Source organism: Arthrobacter sp. Z5-13 (assembly GCF_056499105.1).
Genome location: NZ_CP096460.1, coordinates 3,101,539 through 3,125,365, shown reverse-complemented (window position 1 = coordinate 3,125,365; position 23,827 = coordinate 3,101,539). Strand labels below are relative to the sequence as shown.

The 23,827-nt window shown below is 62.0% G+C and carries 9 protein-coding genes; all 9 read left to right on the top strand.

The annotated features are described in order from the left end of the window. Positions 1–78: 78 nt before the first annotated feature. The 9 genes from M1E02_RS14645 to M1E02_RS14605 all read left to right on the top strand — a co-directional run bounded on the left by M1E02_RS14645 (position 79) and on the right by M1E02_RS14605 (position 23,774). Positions 79–6,153 carry an Ig-like domain-containing protein gene (locus M1E02_RS14645; protein WP_479374960.1) on the top strand — a complete coding sequence of 2,025 codons (6,075 nt, stop codon included), beginning with the start codon at positions 79–81 and terminating at the stop codon, positions 6,151–6,153. A 247-nt stretch (positions 6,154–6,400) separates the two neighbouring features. Further along, on the top strand, positions 6,401–12,433 hold the full coding sequence (locus tag M1E02_RS14640) for an Ig-like domain-containing protein (RefSeq protein WP_479374959.1): 6,033 nt from the start codon (positions 6,401–6,403) through the stop codon (positions 12,431–12,433). 104 nt (positions 12,434–12,537) lie between these two features. Next, positions 12,538–13,509, top strand: coding sequence for an AAA family ATPase (locus M1E02_RS14635; RefSeq protein ID WP_479374958.1), 972 nt, complete (start codon positions 12,538–12,540; stop codon positions 13,507–13,509). A gap of 50 nt (positions 13,510–13,559) precedes the next feature. Further along, positions 13,560–14,909: a DUF58 domain-containing protein gene (locus M1E02_RS14630; protein ID WP_479374957.1), complete on the top strand. Its 1,350-nt coding sequence runs from the start codon at positions 13,560–13,562 to the stop codon at positions 14,907–14,909. Continuing rightward, the gene (locus M1E02_RS14625; protein WP_479374956.1) at positions 14,906–17,527 is read left to right on the top strand and encodes a transglutaminase TgpA family protein; all 2,622 of its coding nucleotides are present in this window, start codon (positions 14,906–14,908) and stop codon (positions 17,525–17,527) included. Before M1E02_RS14630 ends, M1E02_RS14625 begins: the two co-directional genes overlap by 4 nt. Before the next feature lie 257 nt (positions 17,528–17,784). Continuing rightward, the gene (locus tag M1E02_RS14620; protein WP_479374955.1) at positions 17,785–19,182 is read left to right on the top strand and encodes an RDD family protein; all 1,398 of its coding nucleotides are present in this window, start codon (positions 17,785–17,787) and stop codon (positions 19,180–19,182) included. Further along, positions 19,179–20,207: a PP2C family protein-serine/threonine phosphatase gene (locus tag M1E02_RS14615; RefSeq protein WP_479374954.1), complete on the top strand. Its 1,029-nt coding sequence runs from the start codon at positions 19,179–19,181 to the stop codon at positions 20,205–20,207. Before M1E02_RS14620 ends, M1E02_RS14615 begins: the two co-directional genes overlap by 4 nt. Then, positions 20,194–22,005 (top strand): FHA domain-containing protein, encoded by a 1,812-nt coding sequence (locus M1E02_RS14610; protein WP_479374953.1) that lies wholly within the window; start codon positions 20,194–20,196, stop codon positions 22,003–22,005. Before M1E02_RS14615 ends, M1E02_RS14610 begins: the two co-directional genes overlap by 14 nt. Beyond that, the gene (locus tag M1E02_RS14605; protein WP_479374952.1) at positions 22,002–23,774 is read left to right on the top strand and encodes a serine/threonine-protein kinase; all 1,773 of its coding nucleotides are present in this window, start codon (positions 22,002–22,004) and stop codon (positions 23,772–23,774) included. Before M1E02_RS14610 ends, M1E02_RS14605 begins: the two co-directional genes overlap by 4 nt. Positions 23,775–23,827: the final 53 nt, after the last annotated feature.

Here is a 23,827-nt window from a genome sequence, read left to right as displayed (position 1 = left end):
CGGGGGAATTGTAGAGCTGTGACACATCTGTTTGGCAGGTCTGGGTCTCGTCGGCGCCGCAGTGGGTTTTTTAGTGGCGTGGTTTTTGCTGTGCTTGGTTTGGCGTTGGTGGTGGGTGCTGTTGTGTATCCGGGGTTTAAGACCACTGAGGTGGAGTTGAACGACGGCGGCGTGTGGGTTGTGAGTAAGTCCCGGAATGCTGTGGGGCGGTTGAATTATCCGTCGCGGGTTTTGGATGGGGCGGTGACGCCGGCGAGTACTTCTTTTGATGTGTTGCAGAGTGCCGGGGATGTTTTTGTTGATGATCCGACTGGTTCGACGTTGAATCAGGTGTCGGCGGCGAATATGCGTCTGGGTGGGGATAAGCAGTTGCCGGGGTCCGCGGATGTGAGTTTTGGCCGGGCTGTTTTGTCGGTGACTGATCCTGGTAAGGGGACGGTGTGGGCGTTGTCGCCGTCGACTGTTAATGGTTTTGATGAGGAGTCCAGCGAGCCGGTGGTGGTGGGTTCGCAGGGTTTGGTGTCGGCGGTGGGGGCTGATGACCGGATTTATAGTGCTGATCCGAAGACTGGCCGGGTTTCTGTGACGTCTGTGGATGCGGAGGGTGTGTCCACGGGGGTTCAGGAGAGTACGTGGGAGGCCCTGAAGGGGTCTGGGGATTTGCAGTTGGCTGTGGTGGGGGATCAGCCGGTGGTGTTGGATGCTGCGCGGGGGAAGCTGTTTTTGCCGGGTGGGCGTGAGTTGGCGTTGGCGGATGCGAAGGACGCGAAGTTGCAGCAGAGTGGTCCTGCTGCTGATGTTGTGGCGGTGGCGACTCCGAAGGCGTTGTTGTTGCAGCCGTTGGGTGGGTCGACGGCGAAGACGGTGACCTTCAATGGTGAGGGTGTGCCGGCTGCGCCGGTGCAGTTGGGTGGTTGTGTGCATGCTGCGTGGTCGGGGGCGAACAAGTATGTGCGTGAGTGTGCCAATGATGCTGATGACCGTAGCGTTGATGTTCCCAAGGCCAGTGCGGCGCCGGAGTATGTGTTCCGGGTGAACCGGGATCTGGTGGTTCTTAATGATGTGAATTCGGGCAATGTGTGGCTGGTGAACCAGAACATGCAGCTGGTGAACAACTGGGACGACGTCGTCCCGCCAAAACAGACCTCTGACGACGCCGACAGGGACTCCGCGGACGAAGTCCAGCAGACGGTACTGCCGGACCGCACCAAACCGAACAGCGCACCGGTCGCAAACCCGGACGCGTTCGGCGTCAGGCCCGGAAAAACAACCATTCTTCCGGTCCTGGATAACGACACCGACCCCGACGGCGACATCCTGACTCTGCGCACTCCGGATCAGGTCAAGGCAGGAACGATTTCCCCGATCTACGGGGCCACGGGTTTCCAGATCTCCGTACCAAGCGAGAAGTCAGGAACGGAATCGTTCAAATACAGTGTTGACGACGGCCGAGGACTTTCGGCTTCAGCGGAAGTTTCCTTGCAGATCGTACCGCCCAGCGAGAATACCGCACCACGGCAAAAACCCAACCGCAACAACGCCCTGGTACTGCAGTCCGGCAAGAGCATCAGTCAAAACATCCTTACTGACTGGATAGATCCGGACGGTGACGACCTGTTTGCTGTATCCGCCACCAGCAGCGACCCCCAGGACCAGGTAAAAATCCGCCCGGACGGCCAGCTGACGTTTCAGGATTCGGGCACGTCCCCGGGACGGAAAACCTTAACTGTAACGGTGTCGGACGCCACCTTGGCAACTGAAGGAAAGATAGTGGTTGACGTGCGGGCGCCTGGAGCCTTGCCGCCCATCGCGAACGCGGATCACGTCATTGCTGTCGCGGGGACGGACACCGTGATCGCACCGCTGAAAAACGACGCCGACCCACAGGGTGGCTCGTTGCGGTTGGCACAAGCGACCCCCGATGCGCAGTCCACGGCTACTATCGGTGCCGACCAGCAAACGTTCACCTTCAATTCGGCTACCGTCGGCGCGCACTACGTGTCCTACCTGGTGACAAACGGACCAGCCAGCGCGCAGCAGCTGGTGCGCGTGGATGTTGTGGCCGGCGACAAGGAAGGCTCGCCGGTGGCAGTGCGGGATGTCGCCCTGCTTCCTATCGGAGGAAGCGTCCTGGTTGACGTCCTCGGCAACGATTCGGACCCGTCGGGCGGAGTCCTGGTAGTGCAGTCAGTAACAGCCGGCGACCAACTGCCCGTCAACGTTTCAGTACTGGAGCACTCGGTTGTCAGGATTACCGACATCCGCGCAACAGGGCAGCTGACCCTGAAGTACACCATCTCCAACGGCCGCGCCTCCGCCAGCGGTGAAATCGCGGTCCTGGTCATTCCCGCACCCAGCAAACTTCAGGCGCCACAAGCGAAACCGGACGAGGTCACTGTCCGTACCGGAGACGTTGTGAGCATTCCGGTCCTGGCTAACGATACGGATCCCGACGGCGGCAAACTGTCGCTGGTCCGTGACTTGGCGCAGCAGCCCGACGAGGCTGACGGCAGGACCTTTACCGCCGGAAACGATGTTCGCTTCATAGCGGGAGCGACAGCCAAGACCGTGTACGCGATCTACAAGGTGCAGAACGGATCCGGTCAGACCGATTCCCAGCAGGTCACCATACGGATCAGGGCCCGTGACGACGAGCGCAACTCCCGCCCCGAGCCCAAGAACCTGACCGCCAGGGTAGTCGCCGGCATGACTATCAAGATTTCTGTACCCCTGAACGGCATCGATCCTGACGGGGACTCTGTCCAGCTCCTTGGCATCGATACGGCACCTTCCATGGGCACTGCGGTGGCAAAGGACGGATACCTTGAATTCACGGCCGGAGCAGACTCTGCCGGTACCGACACCTTCAGCTACCGGGTCCGGGACCGGATAGGCGCCGAGAATACCGGCACAGTAATCGTGGGCATCGCGCCTCAGGAAGCGAATAACCAGAAACCCATTGCGGTGGACGACCCCGTGGATGTCCGCCCCGGCCGGATGGTGGCGGTGGATGTTCTCAGCAACGACTCCGATCCGGACGGGGATGCACTGGCTTTGGTGACAAACGGCTTCGAGGCCAAGCCTGAACTCCGTGTCGAGGCAACGGACGGCTCAAAGGTACTTTTCACCGCGCCGTCCACCGCTGGACATGAAAGTATCCGCTACCAGATCCAGGACGAAAAGAAGGCTCCCGGCAGTGCCGTAGTCCGCGTCCGGGTCAGTCCCACCGCGGAGCTCAAACCTCCAGTGGCGAAGGACGACACCATCATGCCGGCCGAGACCCTGGGCAAGACCGCAGTGGACGTGCCTGTGCTGAAAAACGACTCGGACCCTGATGGTGTTGCGGCAGACCTGAAGATCGGCCTGCCGGACGGCAACCCCAATGCCCGCGTAGGAACCGACGGCAACGTCGTGGTGACCCTGGCCGCGGCGGAGCAGCTGATTCCTTATTCGGTGACAGACGCCGATGGACAGACTGCAACCGCAGTGATGTGGATTCCCGGTAAGGGCGAGCAGTACCCCACCCTTGCCAATACCGACGTCGTAGAGGTCATGTCCGGTAAGGAAGTAACCATTGACCTTAACGAGTTCGTGAAAGTGAGGGAAGGAAAACGGCCCCGCATCACTGTCGCGGACAAGGTCAAAGTGCAGGGTGCATCCCCGGAAGGCGTGATCGTCTCGGACGGGACGGGTCTTCGCTATGCGGCGAAGCCGGACTACGTCGGCCCGGGCTCGCTGACGTTTGAGGTTACAGACGGAACAAGGGCCGATGATCCGGCCGGGCTGAAATCCACTCTTGTCATCACCACCAGGGTGACCCCCGATCCCAACTCCAACCATCCGCCTACGTTCAGCGGTACTTCCCTGGACGTGCCAAAAGCGGAAACCGCAACTCTGGACCTCTCAGGACTCGCAAAGGATGTTGATGAAAGGGATCAGGGCAGTCTCAAGTTTGAACTGGACGGAACTCTTCCCTCCGGGCTCAAGGCCCAGCTGGACGGATCAGTCCTGAAAGTCACCGCGGAGACGTCAGTGGACGTCGGCTTCACCGGTGCCATTCCCCTCAAGGTCACGGATGGTCGTTCTCCGGCGGTAACGGCAACCATCATGGCAAAGCACGTCGCGTCCAACCGGCCGTTGCCGGTGGCAAATGACGACACCATTGACAAGGCCAATGCCGGACGGACGGAAACCCTCAACGTCCTCGCCAACGACTACAACCCCTTCGAGGACACGCCGCTGAAGATCGTGGCCGCCAGCGTGGAAACAGGCTCGGCCAGCGGTCAGCCTGTCATCAATGGCGACTCCATTACAGTGACTCCCTCCGAGGGGTTCAAGGGCGTGATGGTGGTGCGGTACACAGTGACGGATAAGACGGGTGACCTGTCCCGGCAAGCGGGCGGCCGGCTCCGGCTCACCGTGAGAGACAAACCGGATGCTCCCTCTGCCCCGGTCGCGACGGATGTCAGGAGCCGCACCGCCGTTTTGAAGTGGGCGCCGCCATCCGACAACGGAGCACAGATCTCCAAATACACGGTGACCTCGAGTGGATTCACGCAGGAGTGTGAGACCACCACCTGCACATTGAGCGGGCTCACCAACGACGTCAAGTATGTCTTTACCGTCACCGCCACCAATGAGGTAGGCCAGTCAGCTTCATCGCCTGTATCAAATGAAATCCGGCCCGATGAAAAACCATCACCGCCGGAAGCGCCAGCTGTAAAAGCCGGCGACAAGGACATGCAGATCTCGTGGGCGGCGGCAAAGACCGAGGGGTCTGCCGTGAAGGAATACAACCTCGAGATCTCGCCGCCTCCAGCCAGCGGTGTGGCCGTCAAGAATGGCGTGACCGGGCTCAGCTACACCTGGCCGGCACTCACGAACGGGGTGAAGTACAAAGTCCGTGCCCAGGCTGTGAACGAACTGGGACCCTCTGAATGGGGCATTTACTCCGCCGAGGACAACCCTGCCGGAGTTCCGGCGGCTCCGGCGGCTCCTACGTCTGCCGTGGCATCGTCCGTGGGAACGCAGAACCAGCTGAAGGTCAACTGGACTGAACCGAACACCAACGGAGATCCCATCCGGAATTACTACGTCACGATGAGTGGCGGGGGAGGGGCAACCGAGACCCAGGTGGTGCCAGGAACTGAGCGGACGGCGAACTTCACTGCGAACAACTCTGAGTCTTCCTACACCTTCACAGTCCAGGCGGAAAACAAGGCGGGCAAGGGCGGGGTCAGTGCACCTTCCGCGCCGCGCCGCGCCACCGGCAAGCTTGGCCAGGTTTCGGGCGTCACCGCAACCCCGGCCAATACGGGAGGAGCGGGCCGGCAGGTGACCATCAACTTCAAAACGCTTACCGACGCCGAACGGAACGGATCAGCCCGGGATGAAGTCAGCTACACCTACAACGCCAGCAATGGTGCCTCCGGCCCCATCACGCCAGGCGGAACAGTCGGCGGATTTACCAACGGGGCTGAGGTCGCCATTACCGTGACCGCCAACTCCAGCGTGGCGCCCAGTTCCGACGCCAGCGCCCCGGCCAGGGCGACACCCTACGGCGCTCCCGGTAACGCTTCTGCGTCCGGACAGAACGGCGGCCAGAACCAGAAGACTCTGAGTTTCAGCTGGAGTTCCCCATCCACGTCCACCAACGATGTTGCCTACACGCAGATCCGGATCGACGGTGGGGGCTGGGAACGGGTGGCCGCATCCGGAAGCCGCACCCTGAACACAGGTGGCTTCAATGAGCGGCATTCGATCGAAGTGCAGACCGTGAACTCCATAGGGACTGGCGGCGGCGTTGCCACGGCAGTCGCCCAATCGGGGCCGGCTAAGACCGATTGGGATGCAACCGTTCCCGCCGCGGGTTACCGCACATGTACGGATACACTCGCTTCGGGCCAGACATCGTGGGATTCGACAACTCCCGGCCACCTCTGTGGCGGTCAGAAGATTGGATACCCATGGATCTACACCGGCGATAACTTCACCGTCAACTGCTACGTGTGGCGCGGTACCGGCGACGGACGCGGGGATGGCCTGTGGTACAGGATCAGCTCCCAGGCAGATGGCCGGTACGTTGGACGCGCTGTCCATTCCAACAACACGACACTTGGCGAGCCGTACGCCCATGGGATACCACAATGCTGAACCCGGCGGCCGGACCGCAGGTCAGCTTTGCCGCGGGAAGTACTCCCCATCGCAGGCTTTGGAATGCTTGGGTAGGCTATGGCGGGTAACGGAGAGCCCTGTATCGGGTCCATCTTCTCTTTTGTGGTCTTTTGGTTGGTCTTGTGCTGCTTTTGGGTGGCTTTTATTGCGGGGGAATTGTAGAGCTGTGACACATCTGTTTGGCAGGTCTGGGTCTCGTCGGCGCCGCAGTGGGTTTTTTAGTGGCGTGGTTTTTGCTGTGCTTGGTGTGGCGTTGGTGGTGGGTGCTGTTGTGTATCCGGGGTTTAAGACCACTGAGGTGGAGTTGAACGACGGCGGCGTGTGGGTTGTGAGTAAGTCCCGGAATGCTGTTGGGCGGTTGAATTATCCGTCGCGGGTTTTGGATGGGGCGGTGACGCCGGCGAGTACTTCTTTTGATGTGTTGCAGAGTGCCGGGGATGTTTTTGTTGATGATCCGACTGGTTCGACGTTGAATCAGGTGTCGGCGGCGAATATGCGTCTGGGTGGGGATAAGCAGTTGCCGGGGTCCGCGGATGTGAGTTTTGGCCGGGCTGTTTTGTCGGTGACTGATCCTGGTAAGGGGACGGTGTGGGCGTTGTCGCCGTCGACTGTTAATGGTTTTGATGAGGAGTCCAGCGAGCCGGTGGTGGTGGGTTCGCAGGGTTTGGTGTCGGCGGTGGGGGCTGATGACCGGATTTATAGTGCTGATCCGAAGACTGGCCGGGTTTCTGTGACGTCTGTGGATGCGGAGGGTGTGTCCACGGGGGTTCAGGAGAGTACGTGGGAGGCCCTGAAGGGGTCTGGGGATTTGCAGTTGGCTGTGGTGGGGGATCAGCCGGTGGTGTTGGATGCTGCGCGGGGGAAGCTGTTTTTGCCGGGTGGGCGTGAGTTGGCGTTGGCGGATGCGAAGGACGCGAAGTTGCAGCAGAGTGGTCCTGCTGCTGATGTTGTGGCGGTGGCGACTCCGAAGGCGTTGTTGTTGCAGCCGTTGGGTGGGTCGACGGCGAAGACGGTGACCTTCAATGGTGAGGGTGTGCCGGCTGCGCCGGTGCAGTTGGGTGGTTGTGTGCATGCTGCGTGGTCGGGGGCGAACAAGTATGTGCGTGAGTGTGCCAATGATGCTGATGACCGCAGTGTTGATGTTCCCAAGGCCAGTGCGGCGCCGGAGTATGTGTTCCGGGTGAACCGGGATCTGGTGGTTCTTAATGATGTGAATTCGGGCAATGTGTGGCTGGTGAACCAGAACATGCAGCTGGTGAACAACTGGGACGACGTCGTCCCGCCAAAGAATGAATCCGATGAGCAGGACAAGGATTCGGCCGACAATAACACCATCAACATCCTGCCGGACCGCACCAAACCGAACCGCCCGCCGGAAACCAAACCGGACGCGTTCGGCGTCAGGCCCGGACGGACCACCATCCTGCCAGTGCTGGACAATGACTCAGACCCGGACGGCGACGTCCTCACCGCGGCTGTTGGAACGTCCGGCCCCAAGGCAGGGAACCTGGAGAATATTTACGGTGGAACAGCATTCCAGGTCAGTGTTCCGGCCGATGCCAAACCGGGCGTGGAAACCTTTGACTACAACGCTTCCGACGGGCGGGGACTCTCCGCGGGTGGCAGCATCACACTCAACGTTGTGGGTCCGGAGGAGAACCGTCCCCCGGTCTTCAAGCGAGGGGAACCTACCACCATGCTGGTGGAACAGGGCAAAACGGTCAGCCAGAACATCCTGACGGACTGGATGGATCCGGACGGTGACGATCTCGTACTCATGGATGCGAAGGCGGACAACGACCAGGACCAGGTCAAGGTGCGGCGGGACGGACTCCTGACCTACCAGGACTCAGGGGCTGCCGCAGGCAAGAAAAACGTTACGGTGACCATCTGGGACGGCCGTGCCACAGTTACCGGCAAGGTTGTGATCAACGTTCAGCCCCCTGGCGCCCTGGCCCCGGTGGTGAACGCTGACCACGTCACCGCCGTCGTCGGCCAGGACCTGGTGATCGCGCCGCTGAAGAACGACGTCGACCCCAACGGCGGCGCCCTGAGGCTCGCCCAGGTGGAGGCTTCCGGTCCTGCCGAGCTTGGACCCGTCACCGACGGCGGCACATTCACTTTCCGGAGCGGGACCCCTGGCCCGGTCTACCTGACGTATATCGCCAGCAACGGTCCACAAAGCAGCCAAGGACTGATCCGCGTAGACGTGGAATCAGGGAAGGACGCCGGTAACCCCGTGGCTGTCCACGACGTTGCCCTCATGCCGGTAGGCGGCAGCGTGTTGCTTGACCCGCTGGCCAACGACTCTGATCCTTCAGGGGGAGTGCTGGTCCTCCAGTCAGTCTCACTGCCTGAAAATGCGACAGCCTCCGTCAGCATTATTGACCACAGCGTCATCCGCATCACCGACGTGCTCGGCACCAAGGATCCCTTCCTGTTCAAATACACCATGTCCAACGGCACGAAGTCCGCCACTGGAAGCATCTCGGTTGTCCCGGTGCCGGCTCCCGCCGTCGTCGAAGCGCCCCAGCCCAAGCCGGACGAGGTGAACGTACGCGTCAACGACGTCGTGACCATCCCTGTCCTGGACAACGACACCCACCCCCAGGGCGAAAAGCTCACAGTTGACCCGGTGTTGCCGCAAGAGGTTCCCGTGGAAGACGGAAAGAGCTTCGTTTCGGAGAATTCCCTTCGGTTCATTGCCGGGAGCCAGCCAAAGACCGTCCGCGCCATCTACAACGCCGTGGACCCGCAGGGCCAAAAGAGCGCAGCGGCTGTCACCATCCACATCCTTCCCCTTGAAGGTGCGGAGAACTCCCGGCCACAGCCACGGAACCTGATAGCCAGGGTGGTTGCGGCCGGTTCCGTCCGGATACCTGTTCCCTTGGACGGCATAGACCCCGACGGCGATTCAGTCCAACTCACCGGAATCGACAGTTCGCCCAACATGGGCACCGCCACAGTTGGCAGCAACTTCATCGACTTCACGGCCGCGGCAGACGGTGCCGGGACTGACACCTTCCGCTACAGGGTGGTTGACCGCCAAGGCGCCGTGAACACAGGCACCGTAACGGTCGGCATTGCCCCGCGAGGGGACACCAACCAGAAACCCACGCCCGTGGATGATGAGGTGAAGGTCCGCCCGGGACGCCAGATAGCAGTTGACGCCACCGGAAATGACAGTGATCCCGACGGCGACCTCATCCGCATCCTCACTGACGGTATCCAGGCCGATGCCGCATTACAGGCCACAGTCAGCAAGCAGAGCGGCCGGATCATCCTGCTGGCGCCGGCCGCCGAGGGTACAGTCAACGTCGGCTACACCATTGCCGATGACCGTGACGCAACTGCCCAGGCCTCCATCAGCGTTTTGGTGGATCCCAACGTGCCCCTCCAGGCGCCGATCGCCAGGGACGACCGAGTCACTTCGGCCCAGACACTCGGGAAGACCGCCGTCGACGTTCCTGTCCTGAAAAACGACGAAGATCCGGACGGCGTCGGGGAAAACCTCAAGATCAGCACCCAGGCCACCACGGCTACTCCCGGGACCGAAGGCAATATGGTTGTGGAGCTTACCGAGCAGCCACAACTCATTCCCTACGAGGTGGAGGACGTCGACGGGCAAAAGTCCACGGCCATCATCTGGGTGCCAGGAATCGGTCAGCAGGTTCCCACGCTGGCCAAGGATGAAGTCCTCGAAGTGGTCGCAGGGCAGTCGGTCACGGTCAGCCTGAATGAGTGGGTGAAAGTCCGTGAGGGCCACTCGCCGCGCCTGACCCAGGCGGATCGGGTCAAGCTCATTGGATCGGACGGAAGCAACCCGGTAGGGGGCAACAGCACCGAGCTGAAGTACACGGCGGGTGCAGACTATGTGGGACCCGGTTCCATCAGCTTCGAAGTGACTGACGGTACCGGTCCGGACGACCCCGCCGGCCTGAAGTCAACCCTCAGCATTCGGACCAAGGTGCTGCCTGACCCCAACCGGAACAACCCGCCGACTCTTCTTGGCGGTTCAGTCGATGTGCCGAAGGGAGACACAACCACCACTGATTTGGGAAAGCTGACCGCCGACCCGGATAGTAACGATGTTGACAACATGAAGTACGAGATCGTGGGTGGAAACCCTTCCGGCTTCAACACCAGCATCGACGGCAAGTCCCTGAAGGTGTCGGGAGACGACCGCGCAGCCACCGGCGCTGCCGGAGCGGTCCAGGTGAAAGCAACGGATTCACGTGGGCTGGAGGCGACAGCTACGTTCCAACTCTCTATCACGGCCTCGAACCGGCCCAAGCCCGTGGCCAACGATGATCTTGAACAGAACGCGGCCGCCGGTAAACCGGTAACCATTAACGTCCTCAGCAACGATTCCAATCCGTTCCCGGAAACTGCATTGAAGATCATCGCAGCAGTCACCGAAACAGGCCAAGGAACGGCTGTGGCCAACGGCGATTCGGTGACGGTGACGCCTGACAGCGGATTCACGGGAACGATGGTGGTGTCCTACACCGTGGCGGACAAGACGGAGGAAGCCTCCCGGAATGCGACAGGCCGGATCCGGCTGACTGTCAAGGACAAGCCGCTCGCGCCCACCACACCACAGGCCCAGAGCGTCGGAGACGAAACCGCACTGCTGACCTGGCAGGCCCCACCTGACCGCGGCTCACCTATCACCACGTACACGGTGTATGGAGAGGGCGGGTTCAAGCAACAGTGCCCCGCGAACACTTGCACGTTGAACAACCTGACCAACAACACCAAGTACCATTTCCGGGTCACGGCCACCAACGAGTTCGGTGAGTCTGAGGAGTCCCCGGCTTCGGCTGAAGTCCGTCCGGACGTCAAACCAGACACACCGCTTTCGCCGACCCTGAAGTTCGGAGATAAGGAATTGACGGTGACATGGGTGCCCCCGGCGAGCAAGGGTTCACCTGTGAAGTCCTACGACCTGGAAATTTCCCCGGCACCTGCAGGGCAAAACGCCCAAATCCAGAACCTCACGGCAGCCACCTATGTGTGGAAGGGGCTCCAGAACGGCGTGGCCTACAAGCTGCGTGTCCTGGCGCGCAACGACGCCAAGGAGCCATCAGAATGGAGCGCATATTCGGCCGCAGAAGTACCTGCCGGCGTCCCTGCAACCCCTGCGGCCCCTGCAGCCTCGCAGGCAGGTTCCTTAGGGGCTGAGAGTCAACTGCAGGTCACCTGGACAGCCCCGGCCAACAATGGCGACGCAGTGTCCTCCTACACCCTCACCACGTGGCACGGGGGAGCTGCCGTGGCCAGCCAGCCTGTAACTTCGGGAACTTCCCAGAACGTGACAGTAGTCAACTCCGAAGCCGACTACACGTTCAGTGTCTCGGCCACCAACAAGGCAGGAACCAGCGGCGACAGCGCCCGTTCCGCGCCCATCAGGGCCGCCGGCAAACCCGGCACCGTGAACAGCGGAACCGTGCACGCCCCAGGGAGTTCGGGCCAGCTTCAGGTGACGTTCACCGTGCTGACAGAGGGCCAGCGCAACGGTTCCCAAGCCGACGAGATCAGCTACAGATGGTCCACTGCCTACGGCTCGGGTCCGATCCCGCCAGGCGGAGGTACCATCAGTAACCAGCCAAACGGCGAAAACGTCACCGTCAACATCATGGCCACCTCGTCCAAGAACAATGTCTCCGGTGACGCTAAGGCAATCGGTTCTGCAATTCCCTATGGACCGCCATCAGAACCACGCGTCAGCGGCCAGACCTCGCCCAAGGGAGACAGCCAGGTCCACTGGACGTGGACCAAGCCGGCCGACAACGGGCGGCCGATCAACCGATACGAAGTCAAATTCGATGGCGGGGCATGGCAGTCGGTAGGCCTGGACCAACAAGTTTCGCGTCCCGGCGGAGGATGGAGTCAGGCCCACATGCTGGCTGTGCGTGCTTGCAACGGAACAGACGGAATCAAAGACTGCAGTGGGGCCGACTCCGCTCAGTCAACCTCCGGCGCGGATCCCACTCCACCACCGCCAGCATCTGAGATCAGGGCTCACAACAGCACCTGCCCAGGCAAACCGGGACAAACCGACACCTACAATCCAAGCGGCCCGTCGTGTGGCGTAGGTTGGGTGGAAAACTCTTGGGGCTGGCTGAAGATTGACTGCACCAAAGAGATCTACGCCAACGGTACTGATTGGTACAGGCTCACTGAGTCAGCGAAAAGCGGCTGGTACGTGAAGTCGACAACGGTCGATCTCAGGGGTCCAAAGCCCGGCGGCTGCTGACGCCCTTCTTCCGGGTCCCCTGAATCATTGGCAAGCCAGCAACTGCCACTACGCAAATGCACCACCACAACGCATGACCTCAATGCAAGGAAAAGGAATTACACATGACCATGACAACTGAGCAGGCCGCCTGGTTTGCAGGGACATTCGAGAAGCTCGTTGCAAACGTCGGCCATGCCGTCCTGGGCAAAGCCCACGTCATCCGCCTGACCTTCACGGCAATGCTTGCGGAAGGCCATGTGCTGTTCGAGGACGCCCCGGGTACCGGTAAGACATCGCTGGCCCGGGCCTTGGCGGCTACGGTCCAGGGTTCAAACAACCGCATCCAGTTCACCCCGGACCTCCTGCCCTCGGATGTTACCGGCGTAACCATCTACGACCAGAAGACCCAGAAATTTGAGTTCCACAAGGGGCCGATCTTCAACAACATCGTCCTCGCAGACGAAATCAACCGCGCCTCACCCAAGACCCAGTCCGCGCTCCTGGAAGTTATGGAAGAGTCCCGGGTGACGGTGGATGGTGTCACGTATGAGGCTGGACGTCCTTTCATGGTGATGGCAACCCAGAACCCCATCGAACAGGCAGGAACCTATCGCCTGCCAGAGGCGCAGCTGGACCGGTTCCTTATGAAGACCTCCATCGGCTACCCGGACCATGCGTCAACGGTCCAGATCCTCGGGGGCACCAACCTGAAGGACCGTTCCAAGGACATTTCCCCGGTGATCACCACGCAGGCAATCGCCGACATGGCAGACCTGGCGGCCACCACACACGTTGACACTGCCGTGCTGGAATACATCTCCCGGTTGTGTGAAGAGACCCGTAACGCTCCTGAGACACGCCTGGGCGTCTCTGTCCGTGGTGCCTTGGCGATGGTTCGTGCCGCCAAGGTCTGGGCAGCGAGCCAGGGCCGGAACTTCGTTCTTCCCGACGACATCAAAGACCTGGCGGCCGTCGTGTGGACCCACCGTTTTGTGATGGACCCTGAGGCCGAATTCTCCGGAGCCACCCCCGAGGCAATTCTGGCGCGGGTGCTTGCTGACGTGGCAGCACCTCAACAGCGCGCCAGTGTCTAGCAAAAACCATCCCATTAACGCTTAGTAAGCACGCGATCAAAGGCCTCAATATGTCCCCCAGCACTCCGTTGAACCGGCTTGCTGAACGCCTCCGCCAGTTCCGGCCAACACGTCAGTTGCTCCCGACCAAGGACAGAGGCAAGGTCCTCCGTCCCTCAGCAGTGTGGACGGAGGCCGTCAGCACCGCCCAACTCGCAGTGGAGCCGGCCTGGCGCGTAGTCCGGGCGCAGTGGCTGCGCTTCGTCTGGCCTGTCCTCTCCATCGTCAGCGTTCTGGGCTGGTCCATTCTGGCTGGGTCCATCCTGCTGTGGGTGGTGGGTCAGTCCTTTGGCTGGCAAGAGGCCAAGGCAGCGGCCATAGCTGCCTTTGTGCTGTTCGTCATCGCGGTGGGATTTGTCCTTGGCAGGTCTTCCTATGGAGTGGTCCTGGACCTTACCCGCACCAGGGTGGCGGTTGGAGACAATGCGGTAGGAAGCATTGCTGTATCCAACACCTCAGCACGGCCACTGTTGCCGGCCGCCCTTGAACTGCCGGTGGGCGCAGCTACCGCCATTTTTCACCTGCCGCGGATGAAACCCGCCCAGGTTCACGAGGATCTCTTCACGATTCCTACGGCGAGGCGCGCGGTCATCGTGGTCGGCCCGGTCCGGTCTGTCCGGGCCGACCCCCTTCATTTGCTGCGGAGGCAGGTTCTGTGGACTGACCCTGAGGACCTCTATGTCCACCCCAGGACAGTGGGTCTGGCCGGATCGGCCGCCGGATTTATCCGTGACCTCGAAGGGATGCCCACAACTGACCTGTCAAGCGCTGACGTCTCCTTTCACGCCTTGCGGGACTATGTGCCCGGAGATGACAGGCGCCATATCCACTGGAAGACGACGGCGCGGACCAACAAGCTGATGGTCCGCCAGTTCGAGGAGACCCGCCGCGCGCACCTGGCCATCTCTCTGTCGATAAACACGGACGAGTACGGCTCTGAGCATGAATTCGAGATGGCCATTTCTGCGGCTGCATCCATCGGACGCCAAGCCATCAGGGAGCAGCGTGAGCTTGATGTGCTTACCCAAAAGGGCCCGCTCCGTTGTGAGACCGGTCGGAACATGCTCGATGACATGACCAGGATCATTGGCTCCCCGATGCGCAAAACGGCCGTGGATCTCGCCCGCACGCTGGCCGATAAAGTCCCCAACGCTTCAGTGGTGTTCTTCATCGTAGGGAGCCACGTCACGCCCGCCCAACTGCGATCGGCCGCTGCATCCGTGCCTGCAGGCGTACGCAGCCTGGCGGTTCGCCTTCAGCCCGGCGCCGCGCCATCACGGGCCAACATTGCTGACCTGACGGTTCTCACCTTAGGAGACCTTTCGGATCTGGCCATCGTTCTCCGAAAGGCAGCAGCATGAGCTCCGCTACCGGACTCCGCCCCCGGCGCCAGTCTGCACCAACAGCCCCAGCGTCTCCTTTCCTGGACGGACGGCCGGTGTGGCATTTCGCCCTCGATGTCGGAGCGTTGACCGTCCTCCTGGGGCTGGGAGTGCTCGGATTCAGCCTCAGTTACGGCGGTGACCCTTACTACCTTGTTGCCGGATTTGGCGGCATCATCCTGGGCGTGGGCATAGCAGCCATCAATGCCCACCTTCGGCTTGGCCTGCTGATCACGGTGGCAATTTCGTTGGTCGCATACTTGGTCCTTGGTACTGCCCTTGCGGTGCCGGACGCCGCCATAGCCGGGTTCATCCCCACGCTGGATTCGTCGCGGACCCTGCTGCTGGGTGTGGTCTTTTCGTGGAAGGACATGCTGACGGTAGGTGTGCCGGTTGGCACCGCCGCCGGCGTGCTGATAGTCCCCTTCCTCAGTTCCTTCATCACCGCCCTGGCAGCGGCCCTGCTGACCTGGCGCTCGAGGGGGCCATACTGGCCCTTGCTGCCGATTCTGGTGCTCTTTGTCACCGGCATCGCCTTCAGCACCAATGCGGCCTTCCTCACAGTGGAACGTGGGATTGCCCTGACCGTGGTGGCCATAGCCTGGGCAACCTTCCGGCGCGACGCCCTGCGGCGCAGCGATACCCGCAAGGTCTCCGTCAACAGCCCGCAGACCGATGCCTCGACAGCCCGCAGGGCACGAACCCGGCGACTGGCCACAGCAGCCGCGGTCATCGCGGTCAGTGTCGGCATCACGGCACTTGTCTCGCCCCTGGTCACCGCTAGCGATGACCGCCGCGTTCTCAGGAACACGATTGTTCCGCCCTTCGACCCGAAGGACTACATCACCCCGCTGGCCAGCTTCCGGACCTTCGTGAAGGACAAGAAGGACGACAAACTCTTCGTCGTCAAGGGCCTGCCCAAGGACGGGCGCGTTCGCCTCGCCGCACTCGATGCGTTCAACGGGACCAACTACAACATCGATCCCAACAGCTCCGGGAACTTCAGCAAGGTGGGTGATGCCAAATCGATCAACACGCTGGCCAATACCGACGGCATCGTCCCCACAGTTGACTACACCATGGAAATCACGGTGGAGGACTACCAGGGCTATTTCGTCCCCGGCGGACGCAAAACAACAGGCCTGAGCTTTTCGCAGGCTTCGAGCAGCGCCGCCGCAGGACTGTACTTCAACTCCGGCACAGATACCGCCGTCACCACGAAGGGGCTGTCCAAGGGAGACTCGTACAGCATCCAGGTAGCGGATCCCGTCAAACTGGAGCACGGCCAGCTCACTCAATATGACTTTGCCAAATTCAGCATGCCGGATGCCGTTGAAGTTCCACCCGTCGTCGGATCCCAGGCAAATGACCTCTCTGCGGACGCTCCGACTGCCGTGGACCGGGTCCGCCAGATCGAGGCGCATTTCCAGAAAAAGGGCGCCTTCAGTAACGGCCTCATCGCGGAGGGCCAGCTGCCCAGTGTCTCCGGACACGGGTCTTCGCGGATCAGGAACCTGCTGACAGCCAAGCAGATGCTGGGCGACGACGAACAGTATGCAGTTGCCATGTCGCTCATGCTCAGGCATCTCGGCATCCCTTCCCGGGTGGTCATGGGGTTCTACCCCGACCCCAAGAGCCCTGAAAACGGGGCCGGGGAAGTGAACATCACGGGTAAGGACGTTCACGCCTGGGTGGAGGTCGCTTTTGACCGGGTCGGCTGGGTGTCTTTCGACCCGACTCCGCCCAAGGACAATGTGCCCATCCCGCCGGATCCGGAGAGCAAGTCCAAACCCAAGCCCCAGGTCCTGCAGCCGCCGCCCCCGCCACAGGAGCCGGCTGAGCTGCCGCCGGACTCCTCCCCGGACGCACTGGACGCGGATCAGAAGAAGAACAATCCCTGGCTCTTCTGGGGACCCATCCTGGCCGCCATTGGCGTGGCCCTGATACCGATAGGCATTCTCGCCCTGCCGCTGTTGCTGATTGCGTTGCTGAAGGGCCGGCGCCGTAAGGCCAGGTTCACAGAAGGGGATCCGGCCCGCCGCGTCGGCGGCGGGTGGAACGAACTCCTGAGCCTCGCAACTGACATGGGCGCAGGAGTGGACCACCGTGCCACCCGGCGGGAATCCGCCGTCGTGCTGGCTGAGGCTTTCCCCGCAACCCAGTCGACTACCACCCTGCTGGCACACCGGGCCGATGCCAGCATCTTCGGCGCGGGGCAACCGAGCGAAGCGGAAGTCCGTGAATACTGGACCATCGTGGAAGGATCACTCAAGGACATGACGGGGGCGGTGGGCTTCTGGCGCCGCCAGCAGGCCAGGTTCTCGCCGCGCTCACTCCTTGCCGACGGCAGGACGTCACTCAGGCTGCGCGGCCTTCGGCCGGTCCTCGGAGCGGGGCGGCAGCCGGAAGGCAAGGCTGAAGCCAAGGGCAACCCAGAGGCCGCTCCAGCCGCCTCTGAGCCCTCGGACCCGCAGGCCAGGGACCCGCACTCCGGGGACGCTCAATCCATGAACGCGCCACGGGGACGCCGCGAACTTCGGGGGCACACAAATCCCGAGGACGATGCCACTGTCAGGAAGAACCGCAACGAGCAATGACACATGATGCAGAACGCTGCCAGCGCTGCCGGCAGCTGATCCGCGCCGGAGCCACCTTTTGCACTGCTTGCGGCGCGCCATTGAACAACAGGGCTGCCAGGAGTATCCGCAACGTGAATCACGGGCAGCAGGCCCGGGTGGAGAGCGTGACCGCGCACCGGCCCTCGATTCCCGGTAATATCCCGATAGTGCCCGCTCAATCCGGGCAAAACTCCGGCCACGGAAATGGGGGCCTTGGACGAGGGGGAGAAGCCGGAATGGCAGCACGACTTGAGGTAGTACCCGCAGCTGCCGGTAAACGCCTTGGCGCCGCCGTCCTTGACTGGCTTCCGGCCTTTGCCGTGCTGGCAATCAGTTTCACGATCGGTTTCGCCGGTGTGACGCGGACGCTCAGCGGCGGTTTCATCATCTATGACACGTCCTCGGTGGTGCTCTGGGGTGGAATTGGCTCGGCTCTGGCGCTCCTGTACGCCCTTGTGGTGATGGCAATCGAAGGCCGTACGGGAAACACGCTGGGAAACCGGCTGATGGGGATTCGCAGCGCGGATAAGGACGGCTACGCGCCGGGAGGCGGCCCGGTCTTTCTCCGCGGCATTATTACGGGGGCAGGCATTTTTGTTGCCATCCTTGCCGCAGTTGTTTTGGTTGCCCTGAAAGCCTTCGACATAGCTCTGTGGATCCTTGCTCCGCTGTTCCTCCTGGGAAGTGCGTGGGCTGTCATCGTGGTTCTTTCCAACTCCTGGGATAAGAACGGCAATCTCCGGGGGTGGCACGACGCTGCGGCGAAGACGTTTGTGTTCGACATCAAGGCGGGCAGGAATCCCGTTACTACGGGCGGTATCCAGGGCCCCTACAGCTTCGCGCCGCTGGATCTCCCGCCGGTGCAACAGGTTCCTTCCCCCGTTGCCGGCGCTGCCCCGGCGGCACCGCAGGTGATTAACGCGCAACAGCCGAACTTGCAGGGCGGCCAGGACTCTGGAGCTCCGACCCCTGGCGGAGCCGCGCTGGATCCGAACAAATGGCAGGCCCCCGCAAGTCCCCAGCCTTGGCCCACCCCTTCGGCCGGGCAAGCACAGCCTCTGGGTCAAGCCCAGCATCCGGGCCAGGCCCCGCTTCAGGGGCAGGCACCACCTCCCGTCCTGCAGGCTCCCGTCCAGCTGCCTCCGGTTCAACTACCGGTCCAGATGAACCAGCCAGCTGCTGCCGCGCCAAGGACCCAGGAACAGGCTCCCGCACCGGTATCCCAGCCCTATTCCTGGGGCGGCCACCCCGATGACGACCACGACCGTACGCAGCTGAGGGGCGCACAGCCTCCCGCGCCGTTGGCGGTCCTTCGTATCCGGCTCGACGACGGCCGCGACTTCGAACTCGACCGCACCGTCCTGATCGGAAGGAATCCCGCGGCCCACTCCGGTGAGCAGGTGGCGCAAATACTGGCGATCCAGGACCCCGGCCGTTCCATTTCCAAAACCCATCTTCATCTCCTTTCGGACCGTGACGGGATCTGGGTAACTGACCGGAATTCCACCAACGGCAGCGCTGTCACCACCCCCGACGGCATCCGCACTCCGTTGCAGGCAGGCCAGCCGGCATACGTCAGCCCAGGTTCCACCGTCCACTTCGGTGACCGCACCTTTCACCTAGGACAGGCATGAACTCCGAGCCGGACTCGAGCACATCTCCCCAGCATTCCGAACACGGACTCCAGCTGAGCTGCGGCTACGGGACAGACCGTGGACTGCGGCGGGAACTCAACGAGGATTCCTTCATTGCATCTGATCCGGTGTTTGCCGTGGCGGATGGCATGGGCGGCCATGAGGCGGGTGAGATTGCCAGCGGCATCTGTGTTCGTGTCCTGGCTGGCATGCCACAACTGGCTACAGGCGAGCGAACAGCGACTGCCGCCGTCGTCCAGCAGTACCTGATGACCGCAGATGAGCGTATCCGGGAAGCCACAGGCTCAAGGGCCGGCACAACGCTCACGGGTGCCGTGATTGTGGAGCAGATGGGGCTGCCATATTGGCTCGTTATGAACATTGGTGACTCCCGCACGTACCGGCTGAGCCAAGGCGGGTTTTCCCAGGTCACCGTGGACCACTCTGAAGTCCAGGAACTGGTTGACGCCGGTGAGATCACGTCTGAGCAGGCGACCGTCCATCCGCGGAGGCATGTGGTGACGCGCGCTCTCGGCACCGGAGACGAGACCGAGGCCGATTATTGGCTCCTTCCCGTTGAAGAGGGAGACCGCATCCTGATCTGTTCTGACGGGCTCAATGCCGAACTCACAGATGAGCACATCTTCCGCATTCTCAGCACTGTCGGCCATCCGCAGGATGCTGTTGATGCCCTGATTCAGTCCGCGCTCCGCAGCGGCGGCCGTGACAACGTCACTGTCATCGTGGTTGATGCCAAAAACGTCCTGAACGACGCCGCCGCAGTCACCACAGCACCACGCTCGGTGGTAGCGGCCGAGGAAGAAGACACGCTTCCGCGCGAACAGATCGACGCCGTAACTGATGACCCGCAAGATGAAACCCCCGGCGACGAGGACACGATTCCGGCATCAGATTCCGGGGTAGATTCCGGAGCGGACGATGCTGGCGTCGTACCGGCGCCAGAGACGGACGGCAGCCAAGCCACCGGCCCGGAAGACAGGGAACAAGGTCATGGTCACCAGTAGCTACAGCCCCGGGAGCTGGATCGGCATTGTCCGGTCCGGAACTGCCGTATTGCTGCGTCCGGAGTCCGACCCGACGCTGGTCCATTCCCTCTGGGGTTTGCTGGGAACGGCCCCCCAAGTGCATGAGGTCCTCCACGCTGTCACCAGCGCTTCCGGCGGATCTTTGGCTCAAATCCCATGGTTCGGAATCGTGGACTTCAAGCATTCCCTGAGGGTATTCCTCCGCGGCGACATCGAGCTCACAGCCCAGTTGGCCGATGGTCCGGTCGAGCTTAACGGACGTGATGTGACCACGTGGACTGAGCGTCACCTGGCGGATCCACTGTGGTACTCGCTGAGCGTCCCGGAAGGGAGTGCCGGAGGTGCCGAGCTGCCACTGGCTGACGGGGTTGTGCTGATGCAGGGCCTGCGGATGGACAGTGACGGCACCCCGGAATCAGAGATTCCGCTCGCACGGGTGCCCTCCGCAGTGTTGCCGGAACGCTTGGTAGCCGAACACATGGTGCCGCAGTTGCCGGCGCTGGCACCCCAGCTGCCGGAACCGCCGAGCCAGGCACCGCAGGTGGCGCTACCGCCGGTTGTCCAGGCAGTGCCAGAACCGCAGACTGCTGAGACGGCTGCCGAGGTCGCTGACCCGCCCAAAGACCCCACGCCTGAAGGGGCCACGTCTGAAGAGCCCTCGCCTGAAGAGCCCTCGCCTGAAGCATCGGACAAGTTTGAGATCGATCACGGCGATTCGCAGGAGACCGTGATGGGCATCCACGACGACGAAGGCTACGACGACGACGCCGACTTTGTTGAACCGGCTCAAGAACCTGTTTCCGCTTCAGCCCCGGATGTGCCGGAAGAGGTCGCGGCTGTCGAAATGACGGGCAGCTACGATCATCTCTGGGAAAAAACAGTCATGCGGAACATCGAAGATGCCGCTGTTCGGTTAGATCCCGATGGTGACGAGGCTGCCCAAGGGACAAGCCCCGGGCCCGAGGTGAAGAGCGACGAACCGGCTGCCGAGGCCCCGGAGGCAGCTGACCAACCCCTGGCCGTCTCATTTCAGGCCCCTGTTCAGGAGCCAGCCCCACAGACCGCAGAGCCGTCAGTCCCGTTCCAGCAGGGTGGTTTGATCGATTCGGTGCCGTGGCGCAGCGGCTCTTCCAGCCCCGCTCCCGTCGGGCCACCTCCTTCCGTGCAGTCGTTCCCCGTGGGGGCGCCCATCATTCCTATGCTGGATGACAGCGACCATGACGGCCAGACCATCATGAAAAGCGATCTGGCAGGGTTGGCCCAGGGCGGCCAGGTTTCCGCGCCCGACAGGGCAGAGGCGGATGGTGCAGGCTCCCAGGGGCCCAAGGTACTTGCCCGGGTTTGCCCACAAAATCATGCAAATCCTCCTACTCATTCCGAGTGCTCCACTTGCCATCAGCCTCTTCCCGATGATGCCGTCCAGGTCCCGCGGCCGGCGCTGGGCCGGATGCGGGTCTCGACGGGTGAGCTGATAGATCTGGACCAGTCGATGATCGTGGGCCGGCAGCCTTCCGTTTCCCGGGTTCAGGGCGGAGTCATGCCCAAGCTCGTCCAGGTGGCCAGCCCGAGCGGAGACATCTCACGTTCCCACGTGGAGGTGAGGCTCGAAGGCTGGCACGTTATGCTGTGCGATCTGAAAGCCACGAACGGCACAGTCCTGGTCCGCGAGGGGCAATCTCCGCGGCGGCTTGCGCAAGGTGAAATGGCCATTCTCCTGGATGGTGACATCGCCGAACTCGGAGATGACATTTCCTTACGGTTTGAGGAGATTCGTTGAGTTCCAAACGTCCCCCCGCCCCTCCACCCCGCATACCGGGGTTTACCTATGTCAGCCTCCTGGGTTCGGGCGGTTTTTCGGATGTGTACCTCTATGAACAGGACAGGCCGCGCCGTAAGGTAGCCGTCAAAGTTCTGCTGTCCGGGCTAAAGACTGACGGGGCACGACGACGGTTCGAGTCTGAGGCCAACCTCATGGCTCAGCTGTCCTCGCACCCCTATATCGTCACCATTTTCGAAGCCGAAGTGACAGACGACGGGCATTCTTACCTGGCCATGGAGTACTGTTCCAGGCCGAGCCTGGATATCCGGTACCGTCGCCAGCGGTTCAGCGTCGACGAAGTCCTTGCCGTGGGCATTCAGGTGGCCTCCGCCGTCGAGACCGCCCACCGCGCCGGGATCGCGCACAGGGATATCAAACCCGCCAACATCCTTGTCACTGACTACAACAGGCCAGCACTGACCGACTTCGGGATATCAGGGACCCTGGGCAGCGACACCGATGAGGATGCAGGGATGTCCATTCCCTGGTCGCCACCGGAGCAGTTCCGGGACGGTCCGGTGGACGGCATTATGGTGGACGTCTGGGCGCTCGGAGCCACGCTCTACACTCTCCTGGCCGGACGGTCTCCCTTTGTCATGCCAGGTGCTGACAATTCCCAGCGCGAGCTGATTTCCCGTATCTCCAATATGCCGGTTCCGCGTCTGGCCCGGGCCGACGTGCCCCAGTCCCTCGAACTGGCGTTGTCGACGGCGATGGCAAAGTCCCCGGTTTCCCGGTACTCGTCGGCCCACGCATTTGCGCTTGCACTCCAGCGCATCCAGGCTGAACTCAATCTGTCGGTGACGCCCTTCGAGGTTTTGGAGGAGCCCCAGCAGTACGATGGACACCCCGATGACGGCTTCGAAGAAACACGGGTCCGGAGCGTCGCCTCGATCGACCCGGAGCTGACCGGCAGCGCTCCCACATTCCCCGCACGGACGCGTCCCCTCGCCGGGGAGAGTCCAGCGCCTAAGCTTCCCGCAGCACCTGTTCCTTCGGTGCCCGTGCGCGCCCCGCAGGTGCCAGGGCCCGAGCTTTTCGCACCGAAACCGCAAGGTCCTCAGTACGAAGGGCCAGCCAGCCAGGGATCCGCAGCAGGAAACACTGGTGACTATGACGATCCGGTCCAGGCCACCATGTTGCGTGGACCTGTGGGGGTGGCTCCGTCCCGCGGACCCCATGGCCCGGGGCCACAGGCAGTCCCTGGACAGTACAGGGACGGCCAAAGCGTTCGCGATGATGACCTGGCCGCCACCGTCAACCGGCCCCGGGCAGCGGGGGAGGAAGTCCCGGAAGCCCAGCCGGAGGACAGGGGAAAACGGAATCTTTGGCTTGCCATCGCGGGCGGAACAGTCCTGGTTGTGGCGATCATTCTGGGAATAACGTTGTCCCAGGCGAGGCCTGAACCGCACGTGGTCGAGACTGAGCAAGTCAGTAAGCCACCAGTGGACCCCTTGGACGATGGCGTTGTTCCTGACGTTGCGGATTTGAAGGCAGTCGATGGACCACCAGGCAAGGTTATTTTCACATGGACTAATCCCCAGCCGAAGCCCGGCGATTTCTACGTCTGGAGTCTTGACGGAGGATCCATGGAGTCAACGACTGAGCCAAAAGTTGAAATTGTTGCCAACCCGGCCGGGGAATTCACCTGCGTGACGGTGTTACTTGTTCGCATGGATGGCGCTACTTCAGAGGGAAAGTCACTGGACGCACGCGAATGCCATTAACACCTGCGCCACGAAGTAATTTGCGGAATGAATCCGGTATTGCCCTACAAGGA